This window comes from Terriglobia bacterium (genome assembly GCA_020073185.1).
GTDB lineage: Bacteria > Acidobacteriota > Terriglobia > Terriglobales > Acidobacteriaceae > JAIQGF01.
Window position 1 is genome coordinate 25,150 of sequence record JAIQFT010000032.1, and the last position, 16,049, is coordinate 41,198.

The 16,049-nt window shown below is 63.4% G+C and carries 19 protein-coding genes; 7 read left to right on the forward strand and 12 right to left on the reverse strand.

The genetic code is table 11. The features are described 5' to 3' along the window. Nucleotides 1-214: 214 nt before the first annotated feature. The gene (locus LAN64_12815; protein MBZ5568717.1) at nt 215-1,426 is read right to left on the reverse strand and encodes a YncE family protein; all 1,212 of its coding nucleotides are present in this window, start codon (nt 1,424-1,426) and stop codon (nt 215-217) included. Between the two features lie 176 nt (nt 1,427-1,602). Between LAN64_12815 and LAN64_12820 the strand changes: the two genes are divergently transcribed. The 3 genes from LAN64_12820 to LAN64_12830 all read left to right on the forward strand — a co-directional run bounded on the left by LAN64_12820 (nt 1,603) and on the right by LAN64_12830 (nt 3,323). Then, the gene (locus tag LAN64_12820; GenBank protein MBZ5568718.1) at nt 1,603-2,307 is read left to right on the forward strand and encodes a DUF92 domain-containing protein; all 705 of its coding nucleotides are present in this window, start codon (nt 1,603-1,605) and stop codon (nt 2,305-2,307) included. A 3-nt stretch (nt 2,308-2,310) separates the two neighbouring features. Then, a complete protein-coding gene (locus tag LAN64_12825; protein ID MBZ5568719.1) occupies nt 2,311-2,721 on the forward strand; it encodes an arsenate reductase ArsC in 411 nt (136 codons plus the stop codon). A 104-nt stretch (nt 2,722-2,825) separates the two neighbouring features. Next, a complete protein-coding gene (locus LAN64_12830; protein ID MBZ5568720.1) occupies nt 2,826-3,323 on the forward strand; it encodes a cyclase family protein in 498 nt (165 codons plus the stop codon). Between the two features lie 37 nt (nt 3,324-3,360). On the opposite strand, the gene LAN64_12835 is transcribed toward LAN64_12830, so the two are convergent. Further along, nucleotides 3,361-3,936, reverse strand: a complete 576-nt coding sequence (locus tag LAN64_12835) for a YdcF family protein (GenBank protein MBZ5568721.1) — start codon at nt 3,934-3,936, stop codon at nt 3,361-3,363. A 92-nt stretch (nt 3,937-4,028) separates the two neighbouring features. After that, a complete protein-coding gene (locus LAN64_12840) occupies nt 4,029-4,673 on the reverse strand; it encodes a threonylcarbamoyl-AMP synthase (GenBank protein ID MBZ5568722.1) in 645 nt (214 codons plus the stop codon). A 171-nt stretch (nt 4,674-4,844) separates the two neighbouring features. Here LAN64_12840 and LAN64_12845 point away from each other — a divergent pair, with 171 nt between their 5' ends. Continuing rightward, complete coding sequence (locus LAN64_12845; GenBank protein MBZ5568723.1) at nt 4,845-5,663, forward strand: RNA methyltransferase; 819 nt, start codon at nt 4,845-4,847, stop codon at nt 5,661-5,663. Between the two features lie 179 nt (nt 5,664-5,842). Continuing rightward, complete coding sequence (locus tag LAN64_12850) at nt 5,843-7,141, forward strand: replication-associated recombination protein A (GenBank protein MBZ5568724.1); 1,299 nt, start codon at nt 5,843-5,845, stop codon at nt 7,139-7,141. Between the two features lie 59 nt (nt 7,142-7,200). Here LAN64_12850 and LAN64_12855 read toward each other — a convergent pair whose 3' ends face one another. From LAN64_12855 to lnt, 6 genes are all read right to left on the reverse strand, one after another. Next, a complete protein-coding gene (locus LAN64_12855) occupies nt 7,201-7,608 on the reverse strand; it encodes a CoA-binding protein (protein MBZ5568725.1) in 408 nt (135 codons plus the stop codon). 84 nt (nt 7,609-7,692) lie between these two features. Continuing rightward, nucleotides 7,693-8,799 (reverse strand): hypothetical protein, encoded by a 1,107-nt coding sequence (locus tag LAN64_12860; GenBank protein MBZ5568726.1) that lies wholly within the window; start codon nt 8,797-8,799, stop codon nt 7,693-7,695. Then, on the reverse strand, nt 8,787-9,470 hold the full coding sequence (locus LAN64_12865; protein ID MBZ5568727.1) for an HD domain-containing protein: 684 nt from the start codon (nt 9,468-9,470) through the stop codon (nt 8,787-8,789). Before LAN64_12865 ends, LAN64_12860 begins: the two co-directional genes overlap by 13 nt. A gap of 97 nt (nt 9,471-9,567) precedes the next feature. Further along, nucleotides 9,568-10,185 carry a cation transporter gene (locus tag LAN64_12870; protein ID MBZ5568728.1) on the reverse strand — a complete coding sequence of 206 codons (618 nt, stop codon included), beginning with the start codon at nt 10,183-10,185 and terminating at the stop codon, nt 9,568-9,570. A gap of 71 nt (nt 10,186-10,256) precedes the next feature. Then, nucleotides 10,257-11,367 (reverse strand): peptide chain release factor 2 gene (prfB, locus tag LAN64_12875; protein ID MBZ5568729.1). Its coding sequence is split into 2 segments (ribosomal slippage): nt 10,257-11,297 and nt 11,299-11,367, totalling 1,110 coding nucleotides; the frame shifts between segments, so codons are not numbered across the junction. A gap of 112 nt (nt 11,368-11,479) precedes the next feature. Beyond that, the gene (gene lnt, locus LAN64_12880) at nt 11,480-12,961 is read right to left on the reverse strand and encodes an apolipoprotein N-acyltransferase (protein MBZ5568730.1); all 1,482 of its coding nucleotides are present in this window, start codon (nt 12,959-12,961) and stop codon (nt 11,480-11,482) included. Between the two features lie 307 nt (nt 12,962-13,268). Here lnt and LAN64_12885 point away from each other — a divergent pair, with 307 nt between their 5' ends. Then, nucleotides 13,269-14,216: a nuclease gene (locus LAN64_12885; protein ID MBZ5568731.1), complete on the forward strand. Its 948-nt coding sequence runs from the start codon at nt 13,269-13,271 to the stop codon at nt 14,214-14,216. A gap of 200 nt (nt 14,217-14,416) precedes the next feature. Next, nucleotides 14,417-14,557 (forward strand): hypothetical protein, encoded by a 141-nt coding sequence (locus tag LAN64_12890; protein MBZ5568732.1) that lies wholly within the window; start codon nt 14,417-14,419, stop codon nt 14,555-14,557. On the opposite strand, the gene LAN64_12895 is transcribed toward LAN64_12890, so the two are convergent. The 3 genes from LAN64_12895 to LAN64_12905 all read right to left on the reverse strand — a co-directional run. Beyond that, the gene (locus LAN64_12895; protein ID MBZ5568733.1) at nt 14,554-14,760 is read right to left on the reverse strand and encodes a hypothetical protein; all 207 of its coding nucleotides are present in this window, start codon (nt 14,758-14,760) and stop codon (nt 14,554-14,556) included. The genes LAN64_12890 and LAN64_12895 overlap by 4 nt on opposite strands. 79 nt (nt 14,761-14,839) lie before the next feature. Further along, nucleotides 14,840-15,574 (reverse strand): methyltransferase domain-containing protein, encoded by a 735-nt coding sequence (locus tag LAN64_12900; protein MBZ5568734.1) that lies wholly within the window; start codon nt 15,572-15,574, stop codon nt 14,840-14,842. A 136-nt stretch (nt 15,575-15,710) separates the two neighbouring features. Then, a partial coding sequence (locus LAN64_12905) for a hypothetical protein (protein ID MBZ5568735.1) occupies nt 15,711-16,049 on the reverse strand: 339 nt, incomplete at its 5' end.

The window sequence follows — 16,049 nt, forward strand, 5'->3', positions numbered from 1 at the left end:
GTGCGGCCGGGGGGAAATGGTCCACGAAGGAAAACAGGTACGTATAACACAGACTGTGGGCAAGGCAAAGCGCTGCTTATGGAGGAGTACCGAACCTCAGTAACTTAGCGTAGTCGCCTGTGAGTTTTTCAGCGGATCAGGTTTCAGTCCGAAAGGCATTGGCGCTTGTCGATTGCAGATTTTCGATTGCACGGATGTGGTCGGACCAAAACGGTTACTGGCTCATGGTTACCCAGACGGGCTGCGGAGCGCCGGAAGGGAGGGTGGCGACGACGGTGTCGTCGGAGGTGCGGATATTGGAGATGGTGTTAGAGTCGCGATTGGCGACCACGACTTTGGTAGAGCCGGGGTCCGCCGCCAGCGAGATGGGCGTCGAGCCAACGGGAATGGTCTTGCGAACTGCCAGACTCACCGCATCCACCACGGACACGGTGTTGCCGGAGCAACCGGTCAGGCTAACGGCGTCGGCGCAACCGGCGTTGGCCACGTAGATGCGCGTGCCGTCGAGCAACGGGGCAATCGAGGTGGGCCCCGCGCCTACCGTAACGTTGGCGAGCAGGGTCAGGCTGGTGTCGGCATTGAAAACCGAAATCGTGTTCGACCCGGCATTAGCCACGTATAAACGGCGCAAGCGGGGTTCGAAGATCATGAACTTCGGCGACGGACCGGCAGGCACGGTTGCGGTCACGGAGTTGCTGGCCACATTGATTACCGAGACTGTGCCGCTACCCTGGTTGGCGACATACAACGTCTTTCCGTCGGAGTTAACCGCAGCTGCGACTGGCGACGCTCCCACAGGAATGGTAGTGACCGCGGCAAGCTGTGCCGGCGAGATGGCAGTCACCGTGCCATCACCCTGGTTCACGCTGTAGAGCACGGTAGTGTCGGGCGTTTGGGCCAGCGCTACCGGCTGGCGTCCCACCGGGATGGCGAGCTGCTGCGTGGCTTGGATGGTGTTGATCACGCCGACGGAATTGGTGCCGGAGTTGGCCACATATATGAACGTGGCTTGCGCGCTGGCGAGATAAACCGGCGCCGACCCGGGAGGCAAGGTTACTGTGCTGATGGTGGAACCCAAACCGAGAGGAAAGAATGTCGACAAGGTATCGTCGTTTTTGTTGGCCACAAACACCTGCCCCGAGCCGGCCACGAAAGCAGCATGCACGGGGCTCCGCCCAATCGGGAAATTGCCGACGTTGGTGTCGCCGGAAACGTCCACGACCGTGCCGATGCCGAGCGCGCCCGCATTGTTGCTGAGGACCAGTGCGACGTGTATCGCCGTGGGATCGCCGCCGGGCTTGAGAACGGGATTCGCCACCGGGCGATACACGTCGCCGCAGCCGGTCAGGATTACCCACGCCAACGCGGCTGCCACACCGGCCAGCGGGCTTCCACGCGTTTTGCGGACGGTTGCGGATGAGTTCATCGGCTGAGCCGAACCTAGAAAATCATTGCTCATGAGGAATCTGTTCATTGTAATCGGCGGGACAGCGGCAGCGCCAGTGCACCGAAACGGATGGCAGCGCTGCGCGGCGCTCGTTGTTTCTGACTTTGGTACGATGCTGGGCAGCGAATCTGTCGCCAGCCGCCACTGTGGATACCTTGCTCACCTACGAAACCCTGGTTGCGGTGGCCGTCACAACAGCGTTTGCGGGAGGAGCATGGTTGCTGCGCGGGGTGACCAGCGGAGGAGCGCTCGCCGGGTTTGTCGTTGCGTTCGCCCTCTTCCTCACCACGGGACCGGGAAGTTTCGCGGTTCTGATTGCGGTGTTTGCGGTGGCATGGCTGACCACGCGGCTCGGCTATGACCGCAAGCAAGCGCTGGGAACGGCCGAGAACGCGCGCGGACGCTCCGGCGCGCAGGTGCTGGCGAACCTGGGCGGCGGCGCTTTATTTGCGGTAGCGGCCCATACAACCGAGCACCGCATCTTGCTGCTGGCGTCGATGGCAGCGCTGGCCGAAGCCGCGGCCGACACCGCCGCCAGCGAATGCGGCCAAGCGCTCAGCGATCGCGCCTACCTGATTACTTCGTTTCGCAGAGTTCCGGCGGGCATGAATGGCGGCGTCAGCGCGCCAGGAACGATAGCCGCCGTGGTGGCTGCGGTGATGATTGGCGGGGTGGCTGCGGCGGGGCAGGTAGTCCCATGGCCGACGCTGCCGGTTGTGGCCGGAGCAGGGACGCTTGGGACGATGATTGACAGCCTGCTGGGCGCAACCCTGGAGAAGCGCGGCATCCTTGGCAACAATGGCGTGAATGTCGCCAGCACACTGGCAGCCGGAATGATCGCGCTGCTCATCGGACATTAGGCGATGAAGAAGATCGTATTCGCGTGCGTGCACAATGCCGGGCGGTCACAGATCGCCGCCGCATGGGCCCGTCACCTGGCGGGCGGAGGGGTCGAGGTGGTCTCGGCCGGCACCGGGCCCGGACCGCAGCTCAATGTTCAGGTGGTGGAAGCGATGCGCGAGGTCGGCCTTGACCTGAGCGGCATCAGGCCGCAATTGCTGACGCCGGATCTGGCGCAGGGAGCTGACTTGTTGGTGACCATGGGTTGCGGCGAGTCGTGTCCGTTTATCGCCGGAGCAAAGCGGCTGGATTGGCCCATCACCGACACGCGCGGCCAGCCCATCGAAATGGTGCGCCGGATCCGCGACGAAATCCAAGCGCGCGTGCAAGAACTGCTCCGCGCCGAGGGCGTGCTCGTCCCTCCATCCCAGTAACTCGGAAGGACCATGCCTTTCGTCCCATTTTTTTGAAGAAACATCTGCCGTACCATAGGCGTCTAAGAGGGGAGCAGTGTTCAGCTATGCGGTGGCGGACCTTCATGATCGGCTGGACGATGGCGCTGGCAGTGCTGTGGATCGCCCATCCCAAGCCGCCAGCCGGCGACCGAGACGTGGGCACAGCGGTGGTGGAGTTGACCTACGCGAGTTCTCCGCGGCGAGCCGCAGCCGGGCACTCGCCGGAGAGTGTGAGCATCGCCCATCCGCAGCGCATCGTCGCGCCGCTGGTGGTGCTCGATGTCACGGAACACACGCGATCAGAACTCAACTATCTGGTCACGCTTGATGACGTCGCGCAGTGGGAGGAAGCGCACGGCCACGTGCCCGCGAACGCGGTGATGATGGCGCGCAGTGACACGCGTACGGGATGGCGCACACATCCCGATCCGAGCCATCGCGCCTCCAACGCGGGGCACTTCCCCGGATTCAGCGAAGACGCCATCCGCTTCCTGGTGGAAGCGCGCTATGCGTACGGACTTGGCACCGAGACTCCGGATAGGGGACGCTCGGTGGTGCTGGTCTATCGCGGCGGGAAGTAACCGCCGTCCTCTGACAACTCACGACTTACAAACGGCCTTATTGCGGGAACCAGGAGGGGTAGAGCCTCCAGAAGATGTAGCTGGCTGACTCTCGCAGCATCGCCGTTATCTTCGCCGATGGCGTGTGCGGCACCGAAGCGGGCCGTGGCGACCCGTAGGCGACGATGCCATACTGCCGCATCAGGCGCTTGATGCGGAAGATGTGATAGGCATCGCTGACCGCCACCACCGTATGCATGCCGTTGACGTGCAGGATGGCGCTGACGCGCTGCGCCGATTCCGCGGTGTCGGCGCCCTGCGTTTCGGCAATAAGGCAGCGGTCGGGAATGCCGCGTTGCGACAAGTAATCGCGGCCGACGCCGCCTTCGCTAAACTTGGGATCGGCGCCGGCGCCGCCGGTGGTGATCACCATGGGCGCCAAACCGCGCTGGAAAAGAACGTAAGCGTGATCGAGGCGCGCGCGGTACACCGGCGAGGGTCTTCCTGCATACTCCGCCGCACCGAAGACGATGATGGCGTCGGCCGGACGCGCTTCATCCACTTGCGCCTGGCGAACGACAAATTCTGCCGTCAAGGCGACCGACGCGGCCAGGGCAGCTATGAGGCAGAGCACCGCGACGCCCACGATCCTGTGCGACTTGCGTTTGCGCTGGGAAACCGGCCTCGCAAGCGAGGTATTCCGTGCAGGTCCAGGAACCGGCGGTTTCATTCTCCGCCGAGAGTGTCGGCGATCGCCTGCCGGGGAATGGCGCCCTCGCGCAGGATGCGCCAGCCGCCCTCGCTAAGATTGACGATCGTCGAAGCGACATCGCGCGGCGACGGACCGCCATCCACGATGATAGCAATGCGGTCGGCCAACTGGTCGCGCACCGCGGTGGCGGTGGTGCATTCGCTGGCGCCGTGCAGGTTGGCCGAGGTCGCGGTGATGGGCACACCAGCGGCGCGGATGATCGACAACGGAATATTGGCCTGCGGGACGCGAATGGCGATGTTGCCGGTGTTGGCGGTCACCTTCAGGGGCAAACGTGACGCCGCCTGCACGATGATGGTCAGCGGTCCCGGCCAGAACTTGCGTGCCAGTTCGTAGAATTCGTCGGGCATGGGATCGCGCGCCAGCATCTCGGCCTGGTCTTCGCTCTCAATCAGCAGCGACAGCGGCTTGTGCCGCGAGCGCGACTTGATTTCGTACACACGGTCCACCGCGCGCAGGTTAAAGGGGTCGGCCGCCAAGCCGTAAAAGGTATCGGTCGGCATTCCCAGAACCTGGCCGGACTTGATCTGCTCCGCGGCATAGGCGACCAGCGAGGCTTCCGGCTTTTCGAAGCTGATCTTCAGGATTTCAGCGCGCACACTCGTTCCTGCATCGAAGAAACTTCTCGGGGTGACGGCGAATACTACCCTACCATCGCCGCAAGCCGCAAGGGAAGGAGCGCGCCGTCGGTACAGCCGCGGTAGGCCGCGCAGGCCCGTTTTGGACCGCATTGCCAACGGGACAAATTGGGGCGGCGTATCATCGTGCCGATGCCCAAGCTCGACCGCCTGCGCCACGTCGCCAGCCGCCAGAATGCGCTCGTCAAGGAACTCCGGCGCGCCTTCCACGACGGTGAGCCGACCCCCGGCGGTTGTACAGCGATTGAGAGCGTGCACACGATCGAAGAAGCTATCCGCAGCGGGCTGCGCTTGCAGGCAGTGTTCTTCAGCGAATCCGCGCGCGCCCGCGCCGAGCGGTTGCTGCCGCAACTTTCCGCGCACGTCGAAACGCTGCTCCTGCCCGACGACGTGTTCCAGAGCGCTGTCGCCACCGAGACGCCACAGGGCGTGGCCGCGCTGGTTCGCCTCAAGAGTCACACGCTCGAAAATATGCTGAGTGCGCCGGACCCCCTGATGATCGCTGCCGCCGGCGTGCAAGACCCCGGTAATCTGGGTACCATCATCCGCTCCGCCGAAGCCTTTGGCGCCGCAGGCGTGCTGGTCGGTGCGGGAAGCGTGTCTCCCTACAATCCCAAGGTCGTGCGCGCGTCCGCCGGTTCGCTGTTCCGGCTGCCTGTGGTCGCCGTCGAATTTCCGGGAGTCGTGAACACGTTGCGCAGTCGCGGCCTGAAGCTGCTGGCGACCTCATCGCACAAGGGCACGCCGATCGATGAGGCAGATTTCACCGGAGGCATGGTGATTCTGATCGGCAACGAGGGCGCCGGGGTAGCGAAAGACATCCTGCGGCATGTGGACGGGCTGATCGCGATCCCGCACACGCCGACCGTGGAATCGCTCAATGCCGGAGTGGCAGCGTCGGTTGTGCTGTATGAGGCATCGCGACAGCGGAAAACGCGCATTCACCGCTGAGCCGTTGAGTCCACCGAGACACACCGAGAGGAATAAAATTACAGGTGTTCGGAGGCTTAAGTCCTCGGAGCATCTCGGTGGCCTCGGTGCCTCGGTGGTGTAAAACAAGCTTGAGCCTGTTCAACCCAATTCGCCGTCCCGACGAGCCGCCGGATCGCGCGACGCCGCTGGCGGGCCGCATGCGGCCGCGGTCGCTGGACGAATTCGTCGGCCAGGAGCACCTGCTCGCGGCGGGTAAGGCGCTGCGCTTGCAAATCGAACGCGACGATCCCGGCTCGATCATCTTCTGGGGGCCGCCGGGTGTCGGAAAAACCACGCTGGCGAAGATCATCGCGCGGGTCACGAAAGCGGAATTCATCGAATTTTCCGCGGTACTGTCCGGAATCAAAGAAATCAAGCAGGTGATGGCCGACGCGGAAAAGGCCCGCCAGTTCGGCACGCGCACCATCGTTTTCATCGACGAAATCCACCGCTTCAACAAGGCGCAGCAGGATGCATTCCTGCCCCATGTCGAAAAGGGCAATATCCGGCTGATCGGCGCCACCACGGAGAACCCGTCGTTCGAGATCATCGGGGCGCTGCTCTCGCGCTGCCGCGTGTACGTGCTCAACCCGCTCAGCGAGGAGCAGCTCGTCGTTCTGCTGCGGCGCGCACTGCAGGAGCGCGAGCGCGGGCTGGGCGAAATGAACCTGCGCGCCGACGACACCGTCTTGCAGCGCATTGCGGCCTATTCCAGCGGCGACGCGCGCTCCGCTTACAACGTGCTGGAGGTGGCGGCCGGAATCGCGGGTGAAAACGGCGAGATCACCGATGCGTTGGTGCAAGACGCGCTGCAGAAGCGCGTGCTGCTCTACGACAAGACCGGCGAGGAGCACTACAACCTCATCTCGGCGCTCCACAAGTCGGTGCGCAACAGCGATCCCGACGCGGCACTCTACTGGCTCGGGCGCATGCTGGAAGCGGGCGAAGACCCGCTGTATGTCGCGCGGCGCGTGGTACGCATGGCGGTGGAGGACATCGGCCTGGCGGACCCGAACGCCCTCTCGCTGTGCATGGCCGCGCGCGACGCGGTGGACTTCATCGGCATGCCGGAAGGCAATCTCGCGCTGGCGGAGGCGGTGGTTTATCTCTCGATTGCGCCGAAATCGAACGCGCTCTATGCCGCGTACAGTTCGGTGCGGGAGGACGTGGAAAAGACCGCCGCCGAGCCGGTGCCACTGCACCTGCGCAACGCGCCGACTTCGTTGATGAAAAACCTCGGCTACGGCGCCGGCTACCAGTACGCGCATGATCTGGCGCAGAAGGTCGCCGACATGCAGTGCCTGCCCGACAATCTGAAAAACCGCTCGTATTACTACCCGACGGCAGAAGGAATCGAGAAGCGCATCGGTGAACGGCTGGAGGAAATCAAGCGCCGGCGGGTGAGTGCGCAAAGGCAACCCGCAAAGGACGCGAAGCACGCAGAAGAAAAGGAATAGCTGAAGAGCAACGCGGATTCATGTTCGTACATTCGATCCGCGTTCCTCAGTGGCGAGAGCTACCGGAAGCGCGCGCGGTGTTCCTTCAGGATGCAGTGGTCCATGACCACGAAAATGCCTGCGCGGCGCGCCTTTTGCGCTGCGGGCTCGTGAATCACGCCCTCCTGCATCCAGATCGCGGGAACGCCTAATTGGATCGCCTGGTCCACTACCTCGGGCACAAATTCCGGCCGGCGAAAAATATTCACCAGGTCAATCTTCTCTTCGACGTCGAGCAGCGATGGGTACGAGGTTTCACCGAGCGCGTCGGCGATGGTGGGGTTCACGGGAATGATGTGGTAACCCTGGCTCCGCAGGTAGGCGGCGACGCCGTGGCTGGGGCGCAGCGGGCTGTTCGACAACCCGACAACCGCAATGCTCCGGGCATGCTTGAGCAATTCCTCGATCGGATCGGCCTCAACAGGCACCGTGGCCCTCCTGGAGGTGTGCGCATGATGGTAGTAGATGCCGGCTCGCGGCCGCAAATTTGCCGGTCCGGCCGCGGCCTCCGCTCACCCTTTCTTTTCCGTCCTCTCCTTGTACAGCTTGTACGCGACCTTGCGCACCGTGTCGGAGACATTCTTGTTCATGGACAGGTTACGCAGGTCCATGTTGAGCAGGTTCTTGACGAGCGTAAGCTGCACGTCGAGCGGGGCGCGCGGGTTGTTCGCCAGCGCGCGCACCACCGCGTAGGCCTTCATGAACTTGCGCTTGCCGGCGATGCCACGCAGCACGCTCTCCTGCACGTTCTTCATGGAGGCGAACATCTCAACCTCCTGATCGTTAACCTTGGGCGACTCCAGCACCGCCGACGACACCACCTTTGAGCCGTCGCGGATGAGGATGAAGCGCTCTTCTTTGTTGCCCCTCATCGCGAGCTGTACGCGCTCGCCGACCGTGAGGCGCGAGATTTTCTGCAGCGGCGAAAAGCGCTCGATTTCTTTGCCCAGCTCCTTCTTCTTTGGAGGGGCCGCTGCCAGAGCTGCCGCGCTCGCAACCGGGGCGGCTTGCGCGGGCTCCCGCTCGGGCTCGTCTTCTCCGACGAGTTGGAAGCTCTTCCCTTCCTCGGCCGCGATCTCCTCCGCGTGCTCGGCGACATACTGGGCGACGAACTCGTCGTGCCCGCCTTCTTTGCCTTGTTCAGCCGGCGCGGACTCGATCTGTTCCAGCGCGGTTTTGATCTGCTGCATTTGCGAGGGCATCAGCACGGGATTGGAGTGGAGCGCGTGGAGCACGTTGCGCGAATCGCGGGCGCGCGCGCTCGCCAGCAGCAGTTGTACCGACTCGGCGGACTGTTCCTGCGCCATGTCCAGCAGCGCGGATTCCGGAACGGCCGGATTGTCGAGCAGCGCCAGCATCAGCCGCGGGCGCCGGTTGCGCAGGAAATAGTCGAGCACTTCCTTGGGACTGTTGGGATCGGAGCAGACGGAGCGGCACGCGGCCTCGTCCCAGCCTGCCAGGGTCATGCTGGCGTCCTCGCCGAAGACGTTGGTCGTGGTCAGGTAAACCAGGATCGCGATGGTCTCCGCAGGCGGCAGGGTGAGCGCTCCCTTCGACGCCGAGCGCATGATGCTGGCCGGCACCGCCGATTGCTTGATCAAGTCGATCATCCGCGGCAAGGGTTCACTCCCCTGCCGCCGGCGCGGCGCTCCAGTTCGTCCACCACGCGCGACAGTTCCTCCAGCAGGCGTTTGCGCCCGCGCGCGGCCGCATCCGCCGGATGATGGTCGCGCGCTTCGGCCGCGCCGAAGGCGTCCACCAGGGCGCGGTAATACCACAGCGTGCCCTGCTTCTTGCCGCTGAAGCGGTCGAAGACCACGTCGCCGAGTTCGTAATGGTCGGACAAGATCGCGCGCGCGTTGTGCACCTTATCCGCGGCCGTTACCAGGCGCACCTCCTGGTCCGCCTTATGCGCAACGTGCGCGATGTATTTCTCTTTGCGCTCGCACCACGGCGCCTTGCAGTCGGGATCAATTTCGTGGGAATCGGTGCAGCCGTGCACGATGCGCGCCACTTTTGCGCCAAACAGCTTGCGAATCTCCTCCAGCCGCGGCTGCCCACCCTGGTCTTCGACGGCGTCGTGCAGAAGGGCGGCGATGGCCATCTCCTCGTCGCCGCCGGATTCCAGCACCAGCGAGGCAACCCCAAGCAGGTGACCGATGTAGGGAATATCCTTGCCCTTGCGCGGCTGATCGCGGTGCAGGCGCGCGGCGTAGACCAGCGCGTCGTTGAACTTGTCGCTCAACGGACGTGTGAGGACGCGCTTCTTGTGCCTGTGGCTGTCGGGCATGGGCATCTTATCGTTGATTTTAGATTCGCGATTTTACCTTGTCCGGCTGGACCCTGTGTGGACTAGTTCCAACCGGTGACGGCTGGCCGCACGTAACTCACAACTCGCACTTCCCGCCACCGCAAGTTTTTCCGCGCAGCGCCTGGACGCCTTCACGCCCAATGATGAGGACCATGATCAGCCCCGCGGCCGGATCGGCCCACCACCAGCGCAGCAAGGCGTTGAGCAAAAGTCCGCCAAGAAGAATGACCGACAAGTACGCACAGATATCCGTCTGCCGCGAATCGGCGCGCAGCGCTCCGCTGTTCAATTGCGACGCGACGCGGCGCTTGGCGCGCGCCAGGAAGGGCATGGCAATCAGCGAGGCGATCGCCACCGCGACTCCGAACCAGCTCTTCTCCGGCGCCTCATGCTGTACCAGCGAACGGATCGCATCATAGGCGACATAGATGGCGAGCGCGATGAAGCTCGCTCCCACCAACCGCAGCGCCCGCCTTTCTCGGCGCTCCCCTTCGTCACCCGCCCGCAGCCGCCACAACAGCACGCCGCCGGAGAAGCATTCGATGATGGAATCAAGCCCGAACCCGACCAGTGCGATGGAGCCGGCAACCAGGCCGGAAGCGATTGCCGCCACCGCTTCAAGCGAGTTCCAGGCGAGGGTCATGTACTCGAGACGCCGACCACGAGATAGCGCGATAACAGATGCCGTAGACATTGGATTGGATGACTTGATGATTCGCCGATTCGCGTTAGACCGTCCAACCGCCAAATCGGCAAGTCCGCAAGTTAGCTCTTTGCCTGCTGCTCCTGCCGCCGCATCAGCAAATACGCCCGGATGAACGGCTGCAAATCGCCGTCCAGCACGCGGTCCACGTCTCCCGCCTCCATGCGCGTGCGCAGGTCCTTGACCATGCGATACGGGGCCAGCACGTAGGAGCGGATTTGCGAGCCGAAATCGATGTCGAGCTTGGAGTCCTCGATTTTCTTGCTTGCCGCGCGCTTCTTCTCCAGCTCGTATTCATAGAGGCGCGAGCGCAGCATGCTCATGGCGCGATCGCGGTTCTTGTGCTGCGAGCGCTCGTTCTGGCAGCTCACCACGATCCCGGTGGCCAGGTGCGTGATGCGCACCGCGGAATCGGTGGTGTTGACGTGCTGGCCGCCCTTGCCGCCGGAACGGTAGGTATCGACCCGCAAATCCTCCGGCTTAATGTCCACCTGGATGGACTCGTCGATCTCCGGCGAGACGAAGACGCTGGCAAACGAGGTGTGCCGGCGCTTGGCCTGGTCGAACGGCGACATGCGCACCAGCCGGTGCACCCCGATCTCGCTGGTCAGCAGACCATACGCGTACTCACCGTTGACCGTGAATGTGGCCGACTTGATCCCCGCTTCTTCACCCGGCTGATAATCGTTGAGTATGGCTTGAAAGCCCTGGCGTTCCGCCCAGCGCATGTACATGCGCAGCAACATCTCCGCCCAGTCCTGCGATTCGGTTCCGCCCGCGCCCGGATGAATGGTGACAATCGCGTTGCGCGCGTCGTGGTCGCCCGAAAGCAGCGTCTCCGTCTCCAGCCTCTCCACGCGCTCACGCAAGGAGGCGATCTCGCGCCGCAGGTCGGCGGACACGTCCTCGCCCTCGCGTCCCAGCTCGAAGTAGGCGTCAATGTCGCTGATGCGCCGGGCCATCTCGGCCTCGGTGGACAGCATGTCCTCCAGGCGCTTGCGCTCGCGCATTACGGTCTGTGATTTCTCGGGATTGGACCAGAGGTTCGGGTCGGAGGCTTCTTTTTCCACCCGCTGCATCTGCTCGCGCAGGCGGGGTGCGTCAAAGATACTCCCGCAGCTCGCGCACCTTGTCGCGCAACGGGAGGTATTCCTGTTCAAATTCTTCCTGCATAAGATTTGCCGATTTAGCGATTTACCGATTTGCTGATTGGGTGATCCGCTGATGGAGCGGCGCGCTTTCCAATCACCAAATCACCCAATCGGCAAATCACCCAACTCTCAGATTACAGAATCGCGTTAGCTCGACCGGCGATTCTCACTACCAGAGCCGCTGCGGAAATTATGACACATCCCCACACAAACCAGTTCCCGTGGCGGGTGTAGAACGTGGTGCCATCCACCAAGCTGTAGGGCACGTCAATCGCGGTGCGGACGTTCCGCGGCGCCTGCGCCACCACGCGCCCGAAGGGATCTATGGAAACCGTGATGCCGGTGTCGGTGGCGCGCACCAGCCAACGATGGTTCTCAATGGCGCGCATCCGGGCCTGGTTCAGGTGCTGCACCGGCGCCGCGGTCTGGCCGAACCATGCGTCGTCGGAAATGTTGACGAAAACCTGGGCGCCGTTTTTCGCGAACTCGCGAATCTCCGCCGGGTACACGGCTTCATAGCAGATGAACACGCCCATCCTGTGATTGCCCAGGGGCAGCGCCTGGCGCGACTCGCCCGGCAGGAAGTCTCCGACCTCGCGCGTCAGCTTGCCGGCAAAGCTGAGCACGCGTTGGAACGGCACGTATTCGCCGAACGGCACGAGGTGAATCTTGTCGTAGCGCGCGATCCACTTGCCGGTGGGTGCGATGACCGCCGCCGAGTTGTAGAGTTGCGATGCCGCATGCGGGCCGTTTGGCGTGCCTAAGCTTCCCACCACCAGGGTGGCGTGCGCGTGCCGCGCCACCTCGCTTGCGGCGGCGCGGAATTCGGGATGGGTAACGAAGAACGGCGCCGGCGACTCCGGCCACACCACCAGATCGGGCGCGGGCTCGGTGGGACCGAGTTCCCCCGGACGCGGAACGCTCAGGTCGCTCAACGCGCGCAGCGTGTCGTGAAAGTACTGCGGTGTCCACTGGTCAGCGTTAAGGATGGGAATGTTCGCCTGCACCAAGCGCGCCGTGCCGTCGGCGGCGAGCTTCGGTGGTTGTACCAGCTCGCCCGCTTGCAGCAGTCCGGCTACGACAATGGCCGCAATCAGCACCATTCTGCGCCGTTTTGGATCGACCAAGAACGCCGCCGCGAACGCCGTGTTCACCAGCACAATCTCGAACGAAAGGCCGTACACGCCGGTCGCGGTCGCGATGCGTGTCAGCGGAATGTTGTTCACCAGCACGGTGCCAAGCGGGTTCCAGGGAAAATCAAATGGGAAGCCGCGCACCATCTCCAGTGGCACCCAAACAAACGGGGCCAGGAACAGCGCCTTGTGCCGCAGCCGACCGCCGGCCAGGAACGCCATCACCAGCCCGAACACGCCCCAGATCAGGCCCAGCGCGAAACAGAACAGCACCAGGACACCGAACGAGGTCAGGCCGTCCAGCCCGCCGTAGATGTGCATGACGTGGTAGATCCAATAGGTCGTGCCGAACGACCAGATCACGCCGCCGATGTAAGCCAGCAGGAATCCCTGCCCGACGCTGACCGGTTGCGCCTGTCCGCTCACGGGAGCGCGCCCGCGCAGGATTGCCAGCAGCAGCGGCGCCAGCGCAATCCAACACAAAAAAGACAACGCCGGCAGTGGGTAAATCAGACTCTGCAAGACCCCCGAGACCACCGCTAACAGCCACGCGTTCCGGGTCAGGCGCAATCGCGCGCCCCCTTCGGGAGGCACAAGGCAAGGTTCGACCCGGCGCGTCTGTTCGCGGTGGTTGCGCATTGCTCAGGCGATTCTATCGCGTTCAACTCATCGGGCTCTGCTACAGTATCGGGTTCCACCGCATTCAGTCCGCTTGACGCGACCGGGCAGGGCGGGGCTTCAGCCGCGCCGCCCGCTTGCTACCGGCTGCGAAAATCTTGGAGAAACACTCATGCGTTCGGCTCCGCTTCGCATTACCGCCGCCCTCATCATGGTGGTTCTGGTGGTTCAGCCCGCATTTTCCTGGTGGGACAACGGGCACATCCTGATCAACCGCACCGCCGCGCTGAAGGTGCCCCCTGACATGCCGGCGTTCATGCGCGCCGCCGCCGACCGCATCGCCTACATGGGCCCGGAGCCGGATCGCTGGCGCGAGCGCTCCGAATACTCCCTGAAGAATTCGCAAGAGCCCGACCACTACATCAACCTGGAGTCGGTGGCCGATGTTCGCGAACTTCCACGGGGCCGTTATGACTACTATCGCCTCCTCTACGCCAAGCGCGTTGCCGCCAAGAAAAACGGCGATGACTTCCTGCCCGAGCATGTCGGCACGCAGCCCTATATTACGGCGGAAATTTATGACCGCCTGAAGGTGGCCTTCCGCGAATATCGTCGCCTGCAGGCGCAAAAATTGCCGACAGAAGGCGTCGAACAGAACATTGCTCTGTACGCCGGATGGCTGGGCCACTACGTGGGCGACGGCTCCAACCCGCTACACACCACCATCAGTTACGATGGCTGGGTCGGCAACAATCCCAGCGGATACACCACCACCAAGGGTATTCACGCCGAGTTTGAAGGCCGCTTCGTTACCCGCGTAGTCGATCAGATCGAAATCGCCAGCCTGGTGGGCGCTCCGGTCCGCCTGCAGGACCCCTGGCACGACTACCTGCAATACTTGCACGATTCCAACAAGCTTGTTGAGAAGGTGTATCAGATGGAGAAAGCCGGACAATTCAAGAATGCAGGCACGCCGGAATCGCGTGAATTCCTGCGCCGTCGACTGGCCGCCGGCTCGCAAATGCTGCTCAACCTGTGGTACACAGCTTGGGAAGAGAGCGCGCTGCCGCTGCCGCCGCGCCACACGTCCGAGCCGGTTGCGCCGCCCGCCGCCCAATAGGCGCAGTTTTTTCGATTACCAGGTCCGGTTTTTTACTCGTCCCGCGACAAACTTTCCAATACCTGCAGCCACGAACCCTGATCTAAGCTTCCAGCCTTGCGCTTGGCGCGCATTACCGGCGTGACTCGAGCTGGTTACCCGCGCCATCTTTCATCCGCAGAGCAATGCTCGTAGAGTCAAGGGCAGTGGGGGTCAGGGTCATGGAAACACCGATCATTATCTGCTTTGAGTGTCGCAAGCGGATGAACCCGGAAGAGATCAGGTCGGACTATCACAACCATGCCGACGTGATGGAATCGGAATCGCCGTTCGATCCCGCCGTCAACGGCGCGGAAGACTAACCGGCCGCCCGCGACCGGCTGCCGGACTCGAACAGCCGCACCAGATCGGTGTGGCCGCGCTCGGACGCGATGTCCGCCGATGTCGCCGACACGCCATTTTCGTCGCGCGCGTTGGCCACGGAGGGATTCGCCTGCAGTACCTGTTTCGCGCGCGCCACTTCGTTGCTCTTGATCGCCGCAATCAGATCCGTGCCCGTTGTCATAGGCCACCCCACTTCTTGCGCGATATGCTACTCGCATGGGACCGAGGAGGCAAAACCTTGGCGCTCCAGGTCACTTTCCTCAGTAAATCTGGCACGCCGGCGCCAGGGAGCGTATGTCGGGCTTGCGTCCGCTGAGCAGCAGCGCCCCAATGCGCTTGAACTCGCGCAACTCCGCAGCGTTCTTGAACCATTTGCCGCTGTACTCGTCCGCGGTCGGCGTGTCGTCAGCAATGCGCATCGCCCACACGTCTTCGAAGGCATGAACCTGGAGAAGGTGCACGTAGTCCGCCTCCGAGCGTACGTGCACCGGGACCTTCAGCTCGTCCACCCAGCGCAGCGAATACGGATTGTCCTTGTACAGGTTGATCAAGATGAAGAACCGCCCCCGGGGCGCCAGCACGCGGAACAGCTCCGCCAAGGTGCGGGCCTGGTCCGGATAGTAATAAAACGCCTCCACCGACAGCGCTTTATCGAAGAAATTTTCTTCCCACGGAATCTGCTGCGCCGAACCCCACACGAACATGACATTGTCGAAATCCGTGGAAGCAACGCGCGCGCGCCGAATCATCTCATCGGAAATGTCCAGGCCGACTACCTGCCCGAAACCTTGCGGTCCTTCCCCGACCAGGCGCGCCAGTATGCGCGTCGCCCAGCCGGTGCCGCAGCTCAGGTCGAGCACGCGTTCGCCGGGCCGCAGCTCCATCCGCCGGATGGCCTTCTCGGTGATGTCGCGATGGTGCTTCTCCATCTCCTCGCCGCGGCCCGCCTCGGCCCAGCGGTTGAATTCTTCACGCAGTTGCCGTTCGGGGGTCATGATCACATTGTAATAACTTGGCCGGCTCTCGTCGCACCGGCCAGCGCCGCTGGCCCGAACACTTTGCGACCTTGCAAAGGCCATGTGACCGGATCGAGCGGCTGAGGTGTTTTGTCCAACTCGCGGATTGGTGGAACTACAGGTCGGAGCACAGGATTTCCGGCGCCAGCATGTGGTGCTCGCCGCCACAGAGCGGGCAGGTGAGCGTCCACTCCTGCTCCGGCGTGCGCTGGTCATAGGTGATGGTGCGTTCGTGGCCCATCGGACATTCGGTCACGACCGTCCTCTTGCTGCTGTGCCACAGAAGCGCCGTAGTCGGCCACGGTTCCGGGCCGCTGCCGACTGGCAGCATTCTGGCCGCCGCGCCGCCGGCGGTCCAGCCGGCAGCGCCGGGCGGGTGCGGCCGGCGGCGGGTGCGCACCGGCGCCGGTTCGGCGGGGTAGGTACATGAAGTGGCAGCCGTGACCCAGGGCTC

Excerpts from the sequence above, each read along its gene's own strand:
- LAN64_12815 (MBZ5568717.1), bottom strand. The coding sequence starts at position 1,426 with ATGAACTCATCCGCAACCGTCCGCAAAACGCGTGGAAGCCCGCTGGCC.
- LAN64_12825 (MBZ5568719.1), top strand. The coding sequence starts at position 2,311 with ATGAAGAAGATCGTATTCGCGTGCGTGCACAATGCCGGGCGGTCACAG.
- LAN64_12830 (MBZ5568720.1), top strand. The coding sequence starts at position 2,826 with ATGATCGGCTGGACGATGGCGCTGGCAGTGCTGTGGATCGCCCATCCC.
- LAN64_12845 (MBZ5568723.1), top strand. The coding sequence starts at position 4,845 with ATGCCCAAGCTCGACCGCCTGCGCCACGTCGCCAGCCGCCAGAATGCG.
- LAN64_12850 (MBZ5568724.1), top strand. The coding sequence starts at position 5,843 with ATGCGGCCGCGGTCGCTGGACGAATTCGTCGGCCAGGAGCACCTGCTC.
- LAN64_12865 (MBZ5568727.1), bottom strand. The coding sequence starts at position 9,470 with ATGCCCGACAGCCACAGGCACAAGAAGCGCGTCCTCACACGTCCGTTG.
- LAN64_12870 (MBZ5568728.1), bottom strand. The coding sequence starts at position 10,185 with ATGTCTACGGCATCTGTTATCGCGCTATCTCGTGGTCGGCGTCTCGAG.
- LAN64_12885 (MBZ5568731.1), top strand. The coding sequence starts at position 13,269 with ATGCGTTCGGCTCCGCTTCGCATTACCGCCGCCCTCATCATGGTGGTT.
- LAN64_12890 (MBZ5568732.1), top strand. The coding sequence starts at position 14,417 with ATGGAAACACCGATCATTATCTGCTTTGAGTGTCGCAAGCGGATGAAC.
- LAN64_12895 (MBZ5568733.1), bottom strand. The coding sequence starts at position 14,760 with ATGACAACGGGCACGGATCTGATTGCGGCGATCAAGAGCAACGAAGTG.
- LAN64_12900 (MBZ5568734.1), bottom strand. The coding sequence starts at position 15,574 with ATGACCCCCGAACGGCAACTGCGTGAAGAATTCAACCGCTGGGCCGAG.